This window comes from Pseudomonas jessenii, assembly GCF_002236115.1.
Classification (GTDB): domain Bacteria; phylum Pseudomonadota; class Gammaproteobacteria; order Pseudomonadales; family Pseudomonadaceae; genus Aquipseudomonas; species Aquipseudomonas jessenii.
Map to the genome: position 1 here is coordinate 231,210 of NZ_NIWT01000005.1, position 17,386 is coordinate 248,595.

Consider the following 17,386-nt stretch of genomic DNA (forward strand, 5'->3'; position numbering starts at 1 on the left):
GGGGTCACCTTAGGAGTGTTGGTTGGGGGTATCAATCAAGCAGAGTGGTGGATCGTTACGCTCAGGTTAATGATCGAGATCTGCGTCGTTCATGCGGGCCTCTTCGCGGGCAAGCCCGCTCCCACAGGGTTTTGTGTTCACCACAGATCAACTGTGGGAGCGGGCTTGCCCGCGAAGAGGCCGGTGCAGTCAACGCAAGACCGCGATCAGATGGTCAACCCGGCATCCACCAGCAACGCCTCCAGCGCCAGCAGATCCGGCACCTTGGCCACTTGCTCGCCCACCTGTACCGCTGCCTGCTCCAGCGGACACAACGGCACATCCACATAACTCAACTGGCTATCGAGCTTGCAGGAGCGCGGAATCCCCTGCACCAGCAGGGCGATGAATTTCAGCTCGGGGCGCCCGCCCAGGGCGTTGAGAATGACGATCCGCGCGCGTTCGCCGATGACAATTTTCTGCGCGCATGCCGACTCGAAACTCAGCAGCGGAATCTGCCGGTCACGCCATGTCACCAGGCCTAGGTACCACGGCGGCGTGTCGAGGTCGAACGTCCCCGGCTGCTGGTAATCGATCAGCTCGGCAACGGCGACGTTGGGCAGGATCAGGTTGCGGTCGGCCAACGGCAGCAGCAGGCCGGTGAGGTTGCTGGTGCGGTGCTCAAGCATGGGTCTTGCTCCACAAGGCGATGCTTTCGAGCAGCACCGATTCCTGGTACGGCTTGCCAAGGTAGTCGTTGACGCCAATGGCCATGGCGCGGTCGCGGTGTTTCTGTCCGGTGCGGGAGGTGATCATGATGATCGGCAGGTGTTGCAGGCGTTCGTCGTTGCGCACCTGGGTCGCGACTTCGAAGCCATCCATGCGCGGCATCTCGATGTCCAGCAGCATCAGGTCGGGCATGTGCTCTTCCAGCAGCAGCATGGCATCGACTCCGTCCTTGGCGGTCAGCACGCTCATACCGTGGCGTTCGAGCAAGCGGCTGGTGACCTTGCGCACGGTGACCGAGTCGTCGACCACCATCACCAGCAGCGGCCGATGCGGTTCGGCCTCGACCTCTTGCCCCGCCGGACGCTGGGGCACACGGGCCTGCATGGCGCGGATCGGCGCCAGCAAATCCAGAATCAGCACCACCCGGCCGTCCCCGAGAATCGTCGCCCCGGACACCCCTTGCACCGCCGCAAATTGCGGCCCCAGGCTCTTGACCACGATTTCGCGAGTGCCGGCCATGGCATCCACCAGCACCGCGATGTGCCGTTCGTTGCACTGCACCAGCAACACCGGCAATGGCAGGCTCTGGCCCAACAGCTTCGGGCGCGGGCTGGTTTTCAGCAGCTCCCCCAGATAGCACAGCTCGTAATGTTGGCCGGCGTATTCGTAGATTGGCGAATCGAAGCGGAAATACCCTTCGAGTTCATTGGGCAGAACGCGAACGATGCCGTCGATGGTATTGAGCGGGATCGCGTATTGGTCCTCACCGCACTGCACCATCAACGCCCGGTTGACCGATACGGTAAACGGCAGGCGAATGCGAAAATGCACGCCCTGCCCGGGCACCGAGTCAATGCTCATGGTGCCGCCCAGTTGTCGCACCTCTTCATGCACCACGTCCATGCCGACGCCGCGCCCGGAGATCTGGGTGATTTTTTCGGCGGTGGAAAAACCCGGTTGCAGGATGAACTGCAACACGTCGTGATCACTGATGATGCTGTCCGGGGCGAGCAGGCCGCGCTTGATCGCCTTGCGCCGCACCGCGTCCAGCGGTACACCGGCGCCGTCGTCGCGGATGTCGAAAATGATGTCGCCGCCTTCGCGCAGCAGATCGAGGGTGATTTTCCCCTTGGCCGGCTTCCCCGCCGCCAACCGCACTTCAACGGACTCCAGGCCATGGTCGACGGCGTTGCGCAGCATGTGTTCCAGCGGCGCGGCCATGCGTTCGAGAACGTTGCGATCCATCTCGCCTTCGGCGTTGTCGACGATGAAATCCACGTCCTTGCCCAGTTCGCTGGACACCTGCCGGACGATGCGCTGCAAACGCGGGAGCATGCGTTCGAACGGCACCATGCGCGTGCGCATCAGGCCTTCCTGCAGTTCGGTGTTGATGCGGCCCTGCTGTTGCAGGAGGTTTTCCGTGTCCTGATTGCGTCGCTCGAGGGTTTCCTTGAGGTCGAGCAAGTCAGAAGCCGACTCGAACAATGCCCGGGACAGTTGCTGCAACTGTGAGTGGCGGTCCATTTCCAGCGGGTCGAATTCCTCGTAGCCCAGGCGTTCGGCCTCGACTTGCTGGCGGCTGAGGATCCGCCCCTGGGTTTCGGTATCGAGGCGGCGCAACTGGTCGCGCATCCGCTCGATAGTGGTCTCCATCTCATTCAGGGCGATGTGCGCATCGTTGACCTGTTGTTCGATTCGGCCACGGAAGATCGATGTTTCACCGGCCAGGTTGACCAGATCGTCGAGCAGCTCCGCCGAGACCTTGACCATGTCCGCGCCGGCATCGGAGGGCGGCGCCAGCGGCTCGGGCTTGGGCGTGGCCGACGGCGCAACCGACGCGGGTGTTTCCGGCACGGCCGGATGGCTGAAGTTCTTGATCGCATCGATCAAGCGATCGGCCGGCGGCATCGGCTCACCGGCGCGGGCCGCATCGAGCATCTGCGCCAGGCGGTCATGGCTGCGCTGCAACAGCGCGAACAACGGCTCCGTCGGTTGCAGCACGCCGGTGGACAGGCCTTCGTAGAGGAACTCCAGTTCATGGGCCAGATCACCAATCGCGGCGATTTCCACCATGCGCGCACCGCCCTTGAGGGTGTGCAGATCGCGCAGCAGGGTTTCCACTTCCTGACGACTCGAAGGCTGGGCCTGCCAGCGCTCAAGCGCCGCCCCGGAGCTTTCGATAATGTCGAAACCTTCCTCGAGAAAGATCTCCAGCAATTCAGTATCGTGCGCAGCCGCGTCGCTGCCGGTCGCCTGCCGGGTCCCCTCGGCGACACCCGCATGCCCTTGACGGTAGGCACGAATGGCTTCGATCAGCTCACGGGAATCGTCCAGCGGCTGGTTGAGTTGCAACTGTTCAAGGTACAACGCCAGTCGCTCATGACTCTGTTTGAGCAGCACCGCCAGTGAATCGCTGAAGGCATAACGACGGTCCACCAGACCCTGGTAAAGGCTTTCCAGCTCATGGGCCAGATCGCCGACCGGCCCGACCCCGGCCATGCGCGCACCGCCTGTGAGGGTGTGCAAATCCCGTTGCAGGGACGACAGCGGCGCGGCGTTGTCCGAATCGCGCAACCAGCGCTGCAAGGCCTGACCGGCGCTTTCGAGGATATCCACCGCTTCTTCAAGGAAGATCGCAACGATTTCATCGTCCAGTTCGCGCCCCTCTCCTGTAGGAGCGAGTTCGCTCGCGATGGGCGTTAACGATGACGCGTTGTCATTGGATAAGCGCGGCGCATTTGAGTCCATCGCGAGCGAGCTCGCTCCTACAGGGGCAGGGGGTAGCGTGCGCTCAAGTTCCTTGGTGGCAGAACCCAGTTCGCGAATGCTCAGGCTTCGGCTGCCATCGCTGCGGATCAGGCCCATGGCCGACGGGTCAAGGCTCTCGTCGAGCAGCTCGCGCAAGGCCCTGATCCGTTGCGGCTGCGGGCTGACTTCCTGACCGGCAGCCAGTTCGTCGAGCATGTTGATCAGCGCTTCGTGGGCACCCTGTGCTTCATGGAAAAACCGCTCGCTGACCGCCAGGCTGCTTTCTTCCACGGCACCGTACAGGTCGAGCAACGCTTCGCACAACTCGTCCACCGGGTGCAGGTCGGCCAGATGGGCGCCTTCGCCGAGGGTGGTCAATTCGTCCAGCAGCGCGCTGAGCTCCTGACGTTCGCCGGGGTGTTGCTGCCAACGTTGCAACAGGCTTTCGGCGTCCAGCAGGATGTCCATGCCCTGGGCGAGGAAGTTGTTGATCAGTTGCGGGTCGCGCTTGATTCGCAGCCCGGTGTTCGGTGTGCTCAGGAGGTTTGCCAGGCGCTCGGCCAGCTGCGCCCTGGCGCGCTCGGTCAAACCCTGGGCACCGGGAATTTCCGCCAGCGGATCGCGCTTGAGCTGGCGCAAGCCGAGGCGAAACAGTCCTTCTGCCTCCAGCAGCAATTCGACTTCATCCAGATCCAGCGCGATCAGGTGCGCCTTGTATTCCCGGGCCAGTTGATCCAGGGGCGCGGCCAGCTCGGCAATCGGCAACACACCGGCCATATAAGCGCTGCCCTTGAGGGTGTGCAAGGCGCGCTGCAATTCGTCGCTGGCCTGCAACGGCACATGTTCGGCGGCCTGATCAAGGAAGCGATTGAGGCTGCCCAAGTGGGTTTCGGCCTCTTTGCGAAAGATCTCCAGCAACAGCGGATCGAGGGCCGCGACATCTTGCGTATCCTCATCGGACACCGGTTCATCGCCCTTGGCCAGGGCATGGGCGCGGGCGGCCAACTGATCAACATCGTTGCGCTGACGCTGGGCATTGGCGGCGTATTCAGCCACCAGCTCCGGCAGCAGATGCAGCACATCGCCGATCAGTTGCTGCACCGTAGCGCCCGGCTCCACACTGTTCTCCAGTACGCGATTGAGCAGGTTTTCCACGGCCCAGGCCAGCTCGCCCAGCACCAGGGCGCGCACCATGCGGCCACTGCCCTTGAGGGTATGGAAGGCACGGCGCAACTCACTCAGGGCCGAGCGGTTGTCTGGGTTGGCGGACCAGCGCGGCAAGTAATCGCGCAGGATTTCCAGGACTTCGTCGGTTTCTTCGAGGAACACTTCGCGCAGTTCTTCGTCCACCGGCTCTTCGCCTGCGGGTGGCGGCAGCAGGCTGCCCGGAGTGTTCAGCGCGGGCGGATTCAGAGTCGAAACCGGACTGGCGAGCACATCGGCCAAGGTCTGGACGACCTGTGGATCCTCCAGCTCCTGCATCATCTGCATGACCTGCGCCTGGGTCGGGTTGAGCACATCATCAAGCACTGGCACATGCTGCTCACTGGGGAAAAAACCGAGGTTCGCCAGGCTTTTTTCCGCGACATCGAGCAGGTTTTCGCCCTGCGCTTGCGGGTCATCACCGAGGCGTTCGAGATAGTACTCGATGCTGGTGATCACATCGGCCAGGCTGTCCAGTTCCTGCCAGCCCGGTTGACCCGGCTCGAGCAACAGGTGCTCGCGAATAAAGTGGTTGCAGGTTTCGACCAGGCTCGCCGCCCGGCTCAACGGAATCATCGCCAGCGCCCCGCGCACCTGGGTGAGCAAGGCCGGCAACGCCTGCAAGTGCTGGCGGTCCCAATCGGCGTCGATGTAGTCGACAATCATGTCCTTGGCCTGCTGCAAACAGATGCGGGCCTCCTTGATCACGATCTGATGGATCTGCGTCAGGTCGGTGGTGGGCAGGCGGTTGTCGTCCTGGCTCTCCGGCTCCACGGTACCGACCATGCCGGCCAGCGTCGCTTCGACGTACAACAAGGCCCCTGCAACGTCCATGAGGATCGCATCGTTGGGTTCGCGCTGGCCCTGAGCGAGGCTGAGCACCACCGCCAATTGATCGATGATCACCTTGCGCGGCTGGCCGAAGCCCAGGACCGCCAGGGTGTCGGCGATTTGCCGCAGCGGCGCCAGCAGGCTGTCGAGGTCGGAAGTGTGCTGGCGGTCACTGCGCACGAACAGGTCCAGGCGCTCCTTGACCCGCACCAGCTCTTCGCACAGCGCAGCCAGCACCGAGCGCATGGCGTCGCGGTCGGGACCGGCCAGGCGCGCGCGTTCTTCATCGACCATCACGCTGTCGGGCAGCGCGTCGTCCAGTGAGTAGCGTTCTTTCATGGTCAGCATCTGCCCGGTGGGATGTTCGGCCTTGGCAATATAGAAGAGCAAACTCTTGAGCAGCTCCGGCGGGGCCGGCTGGTTGATGCCAGGCATGCCTTGTTCGAGCAGGCGCTTGAGTTCCTTGTCGGCATCCTTGAACAGGCTGCGCAAGGCCGGGCTATTGGCGATCGCACCGCCCTGCATGCCTTCGACCAGCGCCGATGCCACCTGCCATAACGGGCTCAGGGGGGCGTTGTCGCACAGTGCTTCGAGGCGGGTGAATACCTTGGCCAGGTAATCGAGGTTGGTGTCGTTGTCCTGTTCACGCAAAAATCCGACCAGCGCCATTTGCAGCATCTGCCGCAGCTTTCGCAGCACACCGGGCAATTCGGCCGGTTCCAACTGCGCCAGCGCTTGTGCGTCCAACGCTGGCAACTCGGGCAATTGCGGGCTGAACAGGCTGGTTTCCGACAGCAGGCTTTCGCCGCGGGCGCTGCGCAGGTCGTTGATCAGTGGCAACACCACCAGTGGCAAGTCGCGGCGCGCGCCTTGCACCCGGTCCAGGTAGATCGGCAACTGCCCCAGGGCCTGCATCAACAGGTGCAACGCCTCGTCGCGATGGCTGACACGGTTGCCCTGCAAGGCCATGGCCAGTTGTTCCATTTCTTCGGCGAGCAACGCCGCGCCGTAGAACTCGACCATCTGCAAACTGCCGTGAACCTGATGGATGCACGAAAGACTTGCATCCAGCGCTTGCGTCGCCTGCGGGTCATCGAGCAGGTTTTCAATCGCGTGATGAGCCTGTTTCAGCGTTTCGGCAATCTCGCCCTTGACCCACTCGAGGGCCACATAGTCGTGCCGATCACCCATAACCACTCCAATCACAATTCAGATACCCATGGGCGGTTCAAGCTTTGTCCACAACCTGCGCCTTGGCATCCGGCAAGGTGAAACCGGACACTGAACGACGCAACTGACTGGCCATTTTCGCCAGGTTGCCGATGCTGTCGGCCGTAGCGGTGGAACCCGACGATGTCTGCGAGGTGATCTGCTGGATCACGTTCATTGTCAGGGAAATCTGACCGGCCGACGACGTCTGCTGTTGCGCCGCATTGGAAATACTCTGGATCAACGCCGCAAGAGTCTTGGAGACGCCTTCGATTTCTTCCAGGGCCACACCGGCATCCTGCGCCAGACGGGCGCCACGCACCACTTCGGTCGTCGTTTGTTCCATGGAGATGACCGCTTCATTGGTATCGGTCTGGATCGCCCGCACCAGGGTTTCGATCTGCCGGGTGGCGGCGGACGAGCGCTCGGCCAGGCGCTGCACTTCATCGGCGACCACGGCGAAACCGCGACCGGCGTCACCGGCCATGGACGCCTGGATGGCCGCGTTGAGGGCCAGGATATTGGTCTGATCGGCAATGTCATCGATCAGGCTGACAATGTCGCCGATTTCCTGAGAAGACTCGCCCAGGCGCTTGATGCGTTTGGCGGTGTCCTGAATCTGCTCTCGAATGTTGTCCATGCCGTGGATGGTGTTGTGCACCACCTCGTTGCCCTTGTTGGCGATTTCCACCGAGCGTTCGGCAACCGCCGAAGATTCCGCCGCGTTGGCCGACACCTGGTCGATGGACTCGGCCATGTCGTTGATCGCCATCGACGCTTCGGAAATCTGCTGGGCCTGGTGTTCCGACGCCTGGGCCAGGTGCATGGCGGTGGCCTGGGTTTCCTGCACGGCGGCGGCCACCTGGCCGGCGGTGAGGTTGATGGTCGCGACCAGATCGCGCAACTGGTCGACGGAGTAATTGATCGAGTCGGCGATGGTGCCGGTAAAGTCTTCGGTCACCGAGGCCGTCACCGTGAGGTCGCCGTCGGCCAGGTCTTCGATCTCGTCGAGCAAGCGCATGATCGCGTTCTGGTTACGCTCGTTTTTCTCGGCGGTCTCGCGCAACTGACGATTGGTTTCGCGCACCATCACCAAACCGATCAGGATGATCGAAGCGAGCGCCAACAGGCCCAGCACATAGCCGCCAATGGTGTCGGTGGTTCGCCCGCCTACCATGTTTTCAAAACCGCTGGCCAGGTGTGAGGCTTCGTCGAGCAGGGTTTGCGACAGACTGAAAATGTTCGAGGCCGATTCGCGGACCTTGAACAGCTCCGGCGAGGTTTCGAGGATCTCGTCCACCGAGCCCGAGACGAACTCGAACAGCTCGGAGATTTCCGCGAGTCGCGCACGGGCGTCGCGGTCTTCGACCTGGCTGACCTTGAGCGCCGGGTCGCCCTGGAGCATGCCGTTGAGCACCTTGCCGAACTGCGTTGCGTCACGCCCGAACGCATCGGCGGCCTGCTGTGAATTTTCGTCGCCGGCCAACACCGTGTTGACTGCGCCGAGGATACGCTCGGCCAGCAGCGATTGGCGCTGAGCCATGGCCACCTGGGCCGCCGGGGCGCCCCGCTGCAGGAGAGTCTCGACGACTTTCTCGTACTCGACCTGCAATTGCGGCACGGTTTCGGCCAGGGTCGCGGCGACCTGATGCAGCGACAGTACGGTTTGCTCGCTGGAGAGAATCGCATCGGTGTTCTTCAGCAGCCGCTCCCAGTCCTGTTGCACCGCGCGCATCTCCGGACGCACGGTGGCGGGGGCCGGCGGCAGGCCCGTGGCCGGGTCACCCTTCTTCAGAAAACCCCAGCGCCGGGCAAAATCGTTGCGCGCATCGCTGAGCAACTTGAACGCGGCAGCCTTGCCGGCGGCGGCTTCGGTGGCGTTCTTGGCGATACGCTGGGACAGCACGCGCAGTTCGCCGGCGTGGCCGATGTACTGTTTGTCGTAGATAGCCTGGGTGTTGAGGTACGCGAAGTTGGCGAACAGCAGCATGATGAAGACGATCAGCGCGATGAACAGCACGATAATCTGCGACCGGCTGCGCGACCCTTCCATTGGCTTGCCTGCTTTTGCTTTTATCATCGGTCCTCGCCTGTTAACCCACACCTTCCAAGACTTGCCGAGGAACCTGTGGGAGCGAGCTTGCTCGCGATAGCGGTGTGTCAGTCGACATTAATGCTGGCTGCAAGTCCGTCATCGCGAGCAAGCTCGCTCCCACAAGGTTCTCTGTTGCTCCAACTACACCGCGACGCTCATGAACCCCTGGGACTGCGTCAACGCAAACGGGCTGAACACCTGCCAGCACTGCTCACGCTGAAACCGGCCTTTGACGAACGTCGCCACCGGCCCCTTCAATTCGTCTGCCGGCACCGGCTCCAGGCTGTCCTGGGCAAAGTGCTGGAGGCCGAAAACTTCATCGACCAGCAACCCGGCGAACACCTCTTCATGTTCCACCACCAATACCCGCCGCTGTCGGCGCACCGCCGAAAGCTCGTGCCCGAAGAAGCCGCACAAGTCCATGACCGGCAGCAAACGGCCGCGCAGGTTGGCGACACCCTTGACCCAGGGTTTGACCCCCGGTAGCTGAGTGCAGCGCGGTTCATGCAAGACTTCGCTGACTTCGCTCATGGGCGCGACATACCAGTGCTCGCCCAGGCGAAAACCGATGCCGCTCCAACTGTCCCGCCGGGCCGGCTGGGACGGCAAGTCCGCCGCCAGCAAACGACAGCGCTGGTCGATCTGCAGCAGCAGTTCGAAAGCCGTCAGCGACTCGTTCATGGTCTGACGATCAACCGGCCAGCACGTTGTTCAGGGTCTTGATCAGGGTGTCTTCATCGACCGGCTTGGTCAGGTAGTCCTTGGCGCCCTGGCGCGTGCCCCAGACTTTGTCGGTTTCCTGATCCTTGGTGGTGATGATGATCACCGGGATGTGCCCGGTTTCCGGGTCCTTGGTCAACTGGCGGGTGGCCTGGAAGCCATTGAGGCCTGGCATGACGATGTCCATCAGCACCGCATCGGGCTTTTCCTGGCGGGCCAGGGCCACGCCGTCGGCGCCGTTTTCGGCTTTCAACACTTCATGACCGTGCTTTTCCAGCATGCCGGTCAGTTTGTACATTTCGGTCGGCGAATCATCGACGATCAGAATACGTGCCATGGTCTTCCCCATTCTTGTCGACGCCTGGCCCGATGGCCGAGCGTCACTGTGCGTGTCCTACTGCGGCAAAACGGCGGCGAAGCCAGGAACATGGGCCTGGATCGCATCAAGCAATTCTTCCTTGCTGAAAGGCTTGGTCAAAAACTGGTCGGAGCCGACGATGCGCCCCTTGGCCTTGTCGAACAGCCCATCCTTGGACGACAGCATAATCACTGGCGTGGACTTGAATGCGCTGTTGTTCTTGATCAGGGCGCAGGTCTGATAACCATCCAGGCGCGGCATCATGATGTCGACAAAGATGATGCCGGGATGGTTGTCGACAATCTTGGCCAGGGCATCAAAACCGTCGATGGCCGTGATGACCTCACAACCCACGTTCTTGAGCAGCGTTTCGGCGGTGCGACGGATCGTCTTCGAATCGTCGATCACCATGACCTTCAAGGCGCTGGGGTGCTGTTCCATAAAATGCTCTACCGTCGCCTTTGCGAAACAAATTGTCCGTTTGCAGGTTAACGCGGCTCGAAACCCTTGGTGTTCAAGGGCCGGCACGACATGGCAGCCTTTTTAGCACAGTCTCCAACACCAATCTATCGGCCGACCCGCAAGGTGGTTTTTCCTTGACCGGGAACACACTCAGCGCCACTCTGACGCCACTTTTATACGCTGATCTTTTGTAGGAGCGAGCTCGCTCGCGATGGCCGTCAACGATAACGCGTGCTGGCTGGATAAGCGTGTTGTTCTCGGGTTCATCGCGAGCGAGCTCGCTCCTACAGAGATCGACATAGCCCCCCAAATTTCGAGGAAACACCCATGAGCGTTCGCGTCGGGATTGTCATGGACCCTATCGCCAGCATTTCCTATAAAAAGGATAGCTCGCTGGCCATGCTGCTGGCCGCGCAGAAGCGTGGCTGGGAGCTGTTCTACATGGAACAGCGCGACCTGTATCAGGGCGAAGGCCAGGCTCGGGCCCGGATGCGTCCGCTGCAGGTTTTTGCCAACCCGGAAAAATGGTTCGAACTGGGGGCCGAAAGCGACGCGCTGCTGAGCGATCTGGACGTGATCCTGATGCGCAAGGATCCGCCGTTCGACCTGGAGTTCGTCTACTCCACCTATTTGCTGGAGCAGGCCGAGCGCGCCGGCGTGCTGGTGGTCAACAAACCGCAAAGCCTGCGCGACTGCAACGAGAAGCTGTTCGCCACGCTGTTCCCGCAGTGCACACCGCCGACCGTGGTCAGCCGCCGCGCCGACGTGCTGCGTGAGTTCGCCGCCAAACACGGCGATGTGATCCTCAAGCCGCTGGACGGCATGGGCGGCACGTCGATTTTCCGTCACCGCGCGGGCGATCCGAACCTGTCGGTTATCCTCGAAACCCTGACCGCCCTCGGCGCCCAGCAGATCATGGGCCAGGCCTACCTGCCGGCGATCAAGGATGGCGACAAGCGCATCCTGATGATCGATGGCGAGCCTGTGGATTATTGCCTGGCGCGGATTCCGGCCCAGGGCGAAACCCGTGGCAACCTCGCTGCCGGGGGGCGTGGCGAAGCCCGCCCGCTGACCGACAAGGACCGCTGGATCGCCGCGCAAGTCGGCCCGACCTTACGTGAAAAAGGCCTGCTGTTCGTTGGCCTGGACGTGATCGGCGAGTACCTGACCGAGATCAACGTCACCAGCCCGACCTGCATTCGCGAGATTGATAACGCGTTTGGCACCGACATCGGCGGCATGCTGATGGATGCCATCGATCAGAAGCTCAAGGCACGTTGATTAGCCAAACCAACATTGCGTTATCATGCGCGGCCTGTGAAAACGCGATGTTGGTTTCCTTGTCATGACACTCCCGTCCGATCTGCCTGCCGAACTCGCCCACCGTGGCGTGCGCCCGGTCGATCGCCTCGGTTTTACCCTGTTTCTGGCAGCGCTGATCCACCTGGCCTTGCTGTTGGGTGTCGGGTTTGCAGTGGTCGAGCCCAAGCAGATCAGCAAAACCCTGGAAATCACCCTCGCCACCTTCAAAAGCGAAAAAAAGCCCGAGAAAGCCGATTTCCTGGCCCAGGAGAATCAGCAAGGTAGCGGCACCCTGGATAAAAAGGCGATTCCCAAGACCACCGAGGTCGCGCCGTTCCAGGACAACAAGGTACAAAAAGTCACGCCACCGCCGGCTGCCAAGCCTGAAGTGCAGGAAGCCCCGCCCAAGGCTGCCGTGACCACCGTGGCGCCGAAGCCGAAAAAAGCCCCCGCCAAGACCGAGGAGCCCAAGACCGAGGTAAAAACCCAGGTCCAGGCGCCGACCTTCGACAGCGAGCAACTGTCCAGCGACATCGCCAGCCTGGAAGCGGAACTGGCCGCCGAACAACAGCTGTACGCCAAGCGCCCGCGCATTCACCGCTTGAGCGCGGCCTCGACCATGCGCGACAAGGGCGCCTGGTACAAGGACGAATGGCGCAAGAAAGTCGAGCGCATCGGCAACCTCAACTACCCCGACGAAGCGCGGCGCAAACAGATCTATGGCAACTTGCGCCTGATGGTGTCGATCAACCGTGATGGCTCGTTGTATGAAGTGCTGGTGCTGGAGTCTTCAGGCCAGCCGCTGCTGGACCAGGCGGCGCAACGGATCGTCCGGCTGGCGGCACCGTTTGCACCGTTTACCGGGGATTTGTCGGATATTGACCGGCTGGAGATCATCCGCACCTGGAAGTTTGCTCGTGGGGACCGTCTCTCAAGCAACTGACCACACCCCCCACCTGTAGGAGCGAGCTTGCTCGCGATAAACCTGAGAGCACCGCGGGGTGTCAACCTGGCAGCGTTATCCTTGACGACCATCGCGAGCAAGCTCGCTCCTACAGAATTGCGCTAATTCCTGTGCATCCCCAGCTTGTCAGTTCGCCCCTCGAACGCCACACTAGCGGTCATGAAAAACGTCAGCCCCAGCTACCTCAAGCATCAATTCCTGATCGCCATGCCGCACATGGCCGACCCGAACTTTGCGCACACCTTGACCTACATCGTCGAGCACACGGCCAATGGCGCCATGGGGCTGGTGGTCAACCGTCCGCAAGATCTGAACCTGGCCGATATCCTTGAGCAATTGCGCCCGGAAATCGAACCTCCAGCGCTCTGCCAGCATGTACCGATCTTCATCGGTGGCCCGGTGCAGACCGATCGCGGTTTCGTCCTTCACCCCAAGGGCCAGAGTTTCCAGGCGACCGTTGATCTGGAAGACGAGTTGGCCCTGTCGACCTCCCAGGACGTGCTGTTCGCCATCGCTGACGGCGTCGGCCCGGCAAAAAGCCTGATCGCCCTCGGCTACGCCGGTTGGGAAGCCGGGCAACTGGAGGCCGAACTGGCGCAGAACGCCTGGCTGAACTGCCCGTTCGACGCGGACATCCTGTTCAACACCAGCAGCGAACTGCGTCTGGAAGCGGCCGCCAAACACCTGGGCGTCAACCTCAGCCTGCTGACCAGCCAGGCGGGGCACGCCTGATGGCCCTGAAGCTGATTCTGGGTTTTGACTACGGCACCAAACAGATCGGCGTTGCGGTCGGCCAGGTGATAACCGGCCAGGCCCGCGAGCTGTGCACCCTGAAGGCGCAGAACGGCATTCCTGACTGGAACCAGGTCGAAGCCCTCATCAAAGAGTGGAAACCCGATGCCGTGGTGGTCGGCCTGCCGTTGAACATGGACGGTACGCCCAGCGACATGTGCACCCGCGCGGAAAAGTTCGCCCGGCGCCTGAACGGCCGCTTCAACCTGCCCTTCTATACCCACGATGAACGTCTGACCACCTTCGAGGCCAAGGGCGAACGCCTGGCTCGTGGCGGCCAGAAAGGCAGTTACCGCGACAATCCGGTCGATGCCATCGCCGCCGCCCTGCTGCTGCAAGGCTGGCTCGACGAAAACACCGCACTGTTTGAATCCTGAAGAGCCGCTGTGCGTCTCTCTTAGCTACAACCCGAGCCACTTCCCGCACAGGCTGGCTCGGGCCCAAGAAGGAGCAACCATGAGCCTGCCCAATCCCGCCGAACTGATCAGCCAGATGGCGACCCGACTTGACGCCTATCTGGCCAAACGAGGCATCAGCGACCCGCGCTTCATCGGCATCCGCACCGGCGGCGTCTGGGTGGCCCAGGCTCTGCTCAAGGAGCTGGGCAGCAATGACCCCCTCGGCACCCTGGACGTGTCCTTCTACCGCGACGATTTCAGCCAGAACGGCCTGCACCCGCAGGTTCGCCCTTCGGCGTTGCCGTTCGAGATCGAAGGCCAGCACCTGGTGCTGATCGACGACGTGCTGATGAGCGGCCGGACCATCCGCGCCGCCATGAACGAACTTTTCGACTACGGCCGCCCGGCCAGCGTAACGCTGGTGTGCCTGCTGGACCTGGACGCCGGCGAACTGCCGATCCGCCCGAACGTGGTTGGCGCGACCCTGTCGCTGGCGGCCCACGAACGGGTGAAGCTGTCCGGTCCCGAGCTCGCGCTCGAACTGCAAGACCTCGCCCTTTAATTCGCCCTATTGAGAGTCCCCCTTGCGATGACGCCTCTAGAAACCAAGCGCCCGCTGCAGCTCAATGATCAGGGCCAGCTGCGCCACTTCCTCTCGCTCGACGGTTTGCGCCGCGAACTGTTGACGGAAATCCTCGACACTGCCGACTCCTTCCTTGAAGTCGGCGCCCGGGCCGTGAAGAAAGTCCCGCTGCTGCGCGGCAAGACCGTGTGCAACGTGTTCTTCGAGAACTCCACCCGTACCCGCACCACCTTCGAACTGGCGGCCCAGCGCCTCTCGGCGGACGTGATCACCCTCAACGTGTCGACATCGTCGGCAAGCAAGGGCGAAACCCTGCTCGACACCCTGCGCAACCTGGAAGCCATGGCTGCCGACATGTTCGTCGTGCGTCACGGCGATTCGGGTGCCGCGCACTTCATCGCCGAACATGTTTGCCCACAAGTGGCGATCATCAACGGCGGTGACGGCCGGCACGCTCACCCGACCCAGGGCATGCTCGACATGCTCACCATCCGCCGGCACAAGGGCGGGTTCGAAAACCTTTCGGTGGCCATCGTCGGCGACATCCTGCACTCGCGGGTTGCGCGTTCGAACATGCTGGCCCTGAAAACCCTGGGTTGCCCGGATATTCGCGTGATTGCGCCGAAAACCCTGCTGCCGATCGGCATCGAGCAATACGGCGTGAAGGTCTACACCGACATGACCGAAGGCCTGAAGGACGTTGACGTGGTGATCATGTTGCGCCTGCAGCGTGAACGCATGACCGGCGGCCTGTTGCCGAGCGAAGGCGAGTTCTACCGCCTGTTCGGCCTGACCACCGCGCGCCTGGCCGGCGCCAAGCCCGATGCCATCGTGATGCACCCGGGGCCGATCAACCGTGGCGTGGAAATCGAGTCTGCGGTGGCCGACGGCCCGCACTCGGTAATCCTCAACCAGGTGACCTACGGGATCGCCATTCGTATGGCGGTACTGTCCATGGCCATGAGCGGGCAGACTGCGCAACGCCAATTCGAGCAAGGCCAATTCGAGCAGGAGAAAGCCCAGTGAAGCTCAGCATTCTCGGCGCCCGCGTGATCGATCCGGCCAGCGGCCTGGATCAAGTGACCGATATCCACATTGAAGCCTGCAAAGTCGTCGCCCTTGGCGCGGCGCCAGCCGGTTTTGTCGCCGTCGACACGATTGACGCCAAAGGCCTGGTGGCCGCTCCCGGCCTGGTCGACCTCAACGTTGCCCTGCGCGAGCCGGGTTACAGCCGCAAAGGCTCGATTGTCAGCGAAACCCGCGCAGCGGCGGCTGGCGGTGTGACCAGCCTGTGCTGCCCGCCAAAGACCAAACCGGTGCTGGACACCTCGGCGGTGGCCGAACTGATCCTCGACCGTGCCCGCGAGGCCGGCAACACCAAAGTCTTCCCGATTGGCGCCCTGAGCAAAGGCCTGGACGGTGAACAGCTGGCAGAGCTCGTAGCATTGCGCGATGCCGGTTGCGTGGCCTTCGGCAACGGCCTGGAGAGTTTCCGCAACACCCGCACCCTGTGCCGCGCGCTGGACTACGCAGCGACTTTCGACCTGACGGTGATTTTCAACTCCCAGGATTACGACCTGGCCGAGGGCGGCCTGGCTCACGAAGGCCCGACCGCCAGCTTCCTTGGCCTGCCGGGCATCCCGGAAAGCGCTGAAACCGTCGCCCTGGCCCGGGATCTGCTGCTGGTTGAACAAACCGGCGTGCGCGCGCACTTCAGCCAGCTCACCAGCGCACGCGGCGTAGAGCTGATCGCCCAGGCCCAGGCCCGAGGCCTGAAGGTGACAGCGGATGTCGCCCTGTACCAGCTGATCCTGACCGACGAAGCCCTGATCGACTTCAGCAGCCTGTATCACGTCCAGCCACCGCTACGCACCCGCGCCGACCGCGACGGCCTGCGCGCAGCGGTGAAGTCGGGCGTGATCTCGGCCATCTCCAGTCATCACCAACCCCATGAGCGTGACGCCAAACTGGCACCGTTCGGCGCGACCGAGCCGGGCATCAGTAGCGTTGAACTGCTATTGCCACTGGCAATGACCCTGGTCGAAGACGGCTTGCTGGACCTGCCGACACTGGTCAAGCGCCTGAGCGTCGGCCCTGCAGAGGCCCTGCGCCTGCCGGCAGGCAAACTGGCGGTAGGTGGCGCGGCGGACATCGTGCTGTTCGACCCTGCGGCCTCGACCGTGGCCGGTGAAACATGGCTGTCCAAGGGCGAAAACTGCCCGTTCATTGGCCACAGCCTGCCGGGTGTGGTGCGTTACACCCTGGTGGATGGACGGATCAGCCACCAGGCTTAAGACCGCTTCGCTCCAATCGCGGGCAAGCCCGCTCCCACATTAGTTCTGCGATGAACACAGTACTTGTGAACACCGAAGATCAAATGTGGGAGCGGGCTTGCTCGCGAAGACGATTTAGAAGGCGCCTCTATTCTGAGCATTACGCACAGAAACCTGGTCGTTCAACGTCCAGAAGTCATACAGCACCCCGAGAAAGAACAACCCGCCCGTCAGCAGGTACAGCAACCCGCTGATCCATTTCCCCTGATACATCCGGTGCACGCCGAACACCCCGAGAAACGTCAGCAGGATCCACGCCACGTTGTATTCGACGGGGCCTGCGGTGAACCGCAGGTCCGCTTCACGGTCCATGGACGGGATCAGGAAAAGGTCGATCAGCCAACCGATCCCCAGCAAGCCGAAGGTGAAGAACCAGATCGTCCCGGTCACCGGCTTGCCGTAATAGAAGCGGTGAGCCCCGGTAAAACCGAAAATCCACAGCAGGTAACCGATCACTTTGCTGTGGGTGTCTTGCTGCTGGACAGCCTGTTGATAGGGGTTCATGAATGACCTCGATTCACACGATAGATAAATATTCTTTAATTCTTTGTGACTTTTTTACAGGCACCCGACGTATGGCAAGTGCTACCTTCACTCCCGTCAAAGCCTTGTAACACCGGACTCCTGTCCGACAATTGCACCATTTTGCCGCTTTTTTGCCACCATTGCCCCCCGGATTG

At 62.1% G+C, this 17,386-nt stretch carries 14 protein-coding genes; 7 read left to right on the forward strand and 7 right to left on the reverse strand.

What is annotated here, in order from left to right; translation table 11 throughout:
- Window positions 1-206 precede the first annotated feature (206 nt).
- From PSJE_RS17805 to pilG, 6 genes are all read right to left on the reverse strand, one after another.
- The gene (locus tag PSJE_RS17805; protein ID WP_090451931.1) at window positions 207-668 is read right to left on the reverse strand and encodes a chemotaxis protein CheW; all 462 of its coding nucleotides are present in this window, start codon (window positions 666-668) and stop codon (window positions 207-209) included.
- Window positions 661-6,681 (reverse strand): Hpt domain-containing protein, encoded by a 6,021-nt coding sequence (locus PSJE_RS17810; protein WP_090451933.1) that lies wholly within the window; start codon window positions 6,679-6,681, stop codon window positions 661-663. The genes PSJE_RS17805 and PSJE_RS17810 overlap by 8 nt, the downstream gene beginning before the upstream one ends.
- A 37-nt stretch (window positions 6,682-6,718) precedes the next feature.
- Entirely contained in the window at window positions 6,719-8,779 is a 2,061-nt protein-coding gene (locus PSJE_RS17815; RefSeq protein ID WP_057712927.1) for a methyl-accepting chemotaxis protein, read from the reverse strand.
- 156 nt (window positions 8,780-8,935) lie between these two features.
- Window positions 8,936-9,475, reverse strand: coding sequence for a chemotaxis protein CheW (locus tag PSJE_RS17820; RefSeq protein WP_090451935.1), 540 nt, complete (start codon window positions 9,473-9,475; stop codon window positions 8,936-8,938).
- Window positions 9,476-9,485: 10 nt separating this feature from the next.
- Window positions 9,486-9,851 carry a twitching motility response regulator PilH gene (pilH, locus tag PSJE_RS17825; protein WP_007897961.1) on the reverse strand — a complete coding sequence of 122 codons (366 nt, stop codon included), beginning with the start codon at window positions 9,849-9,851 and terminating at the stop codon, window positions 9,486-9,488.
- Between the two features lie 57 nt (window positions 9,852-9,908).
- The gene (gene pilG, locus PSJE_RS17830) at window positions 9,909-10,313 is read right to left on the reverse strand and encodes a twitching motility response regulator PilG (protein ID WP_090451937.1); all 405 of its coding nucleotides are present in this window, start codon (window positions 10,311-10,313) and stop codon (window positions 9,909-9,911) included.
- 348 nt (window positions 10,314-10,661) lie between these two features.
- Here pilG and gshB point away from each other — a divergent pair, with 348 nt between their 5' ends.
- From gshB to PSJE_RS17865, 7 genes are all read left to right on the forward strand, one after another.
- Window positions 10,662-11,615: a glutathione synthase gene (gene gshB, locus PSJE_RS17835; RefSeq protein WP_090451938.1), complete on the forward strand. Its 954-nt coding sequence runs from the start codon at window positions 10,662-10,664 to the stop codon at window positions 11,613-11,615.
- A 64-nt stretch (window positions 11,616-11,679) separates the two neighbouring features.
- Window positions 11,680-12,579, forward strand: coding sequence for an energy transducer TonB (locus tag PSJE_RS17840; RefSeq protein ID WP_057712923.1), 900 nt, complete (start codon window positions 11,680-11,682; stop codon window positions 12,577-12,579).
- Window positions 12,580-12,759: 180 nt separating this feature from the next.
- Entirely contained in the window at window positions 12,760-13,332 is a 573-nt protein-coding gene (locus tag PSJE_RS17845; protein WP_057712922.1) for a YqgE/AlgH family protein, read from the forward strand.
- Entirely contained in the window at window positions 13,332-13,769 is a 438-nt protein-coding gene (ruvX, locus tag PSJE_RS17850) for a Holliday junction resolvase RuvX (RefSeq protein ID WP_090451939.1), read from the forward strand. Before PSJE_RS17845 ends, ruvX begins: the two co-directional genes overlap by 1 nt.
- A 79-nt stretch (window positions 13,770-13,848) precedes the next feature.
- Window positions 13,849-14,352, forward strand: a complete 504-nt coding sequence (gene pyrR, locus PSJE_RS17855) for a bifunctional pyr operon transcriptional regulator/uracil phosphoribosyltransferase PyrR (protein ID WP_057712921.1) — start codon at window positions 13,849-13,851, stop codon at window positions 14,350-14,352.
- A gap of 27 nt (window positions 14,353-14,379) precedes the next feature.
- Entirely contained in the window at window positions 14,380-15,399 is a 1,020-nt protein-coding gene (locus PSJE_RS17860) for an aspartate carbamoyltransferase catalytic subunit (protein ID WP_046039254.1), read from the forward strand.
- On the forward strand, window positions 15,396-16,667 hold the full coding sequence (locus tag PSJE_RS17865) for a dihydroorotase (RefSeq protein ID WP_090451941.1): 1,272 nt from the start codon (window positions 15,396-15,398) through the stop codon (window positions 16,665-16,667). The genes PSJE_RS17860 and PSJE_RS17865 overlap by 4 nt, the downstream gene beginning before the upstream one ends.
- Window positions 16,668-16,781: 114 nt before the next feature.
- On the opposite strand, the gene PSJE_RS17870 is transcribed toward PSJE_RS17865, so the two are convergent.
- Window positions 16,782-17,210: an NINE protein gene (locus PSJE_RS17870; protein ID WP_090451942.1), complete on the reverse strand. Its 429-nt coding sequence runs from the start codon at window positions 17,208-17,210 to the stop codon at window positions 16,782-16,784.
- Window positions 17,211-17,386: the final 176 nt, after the last annotated feature.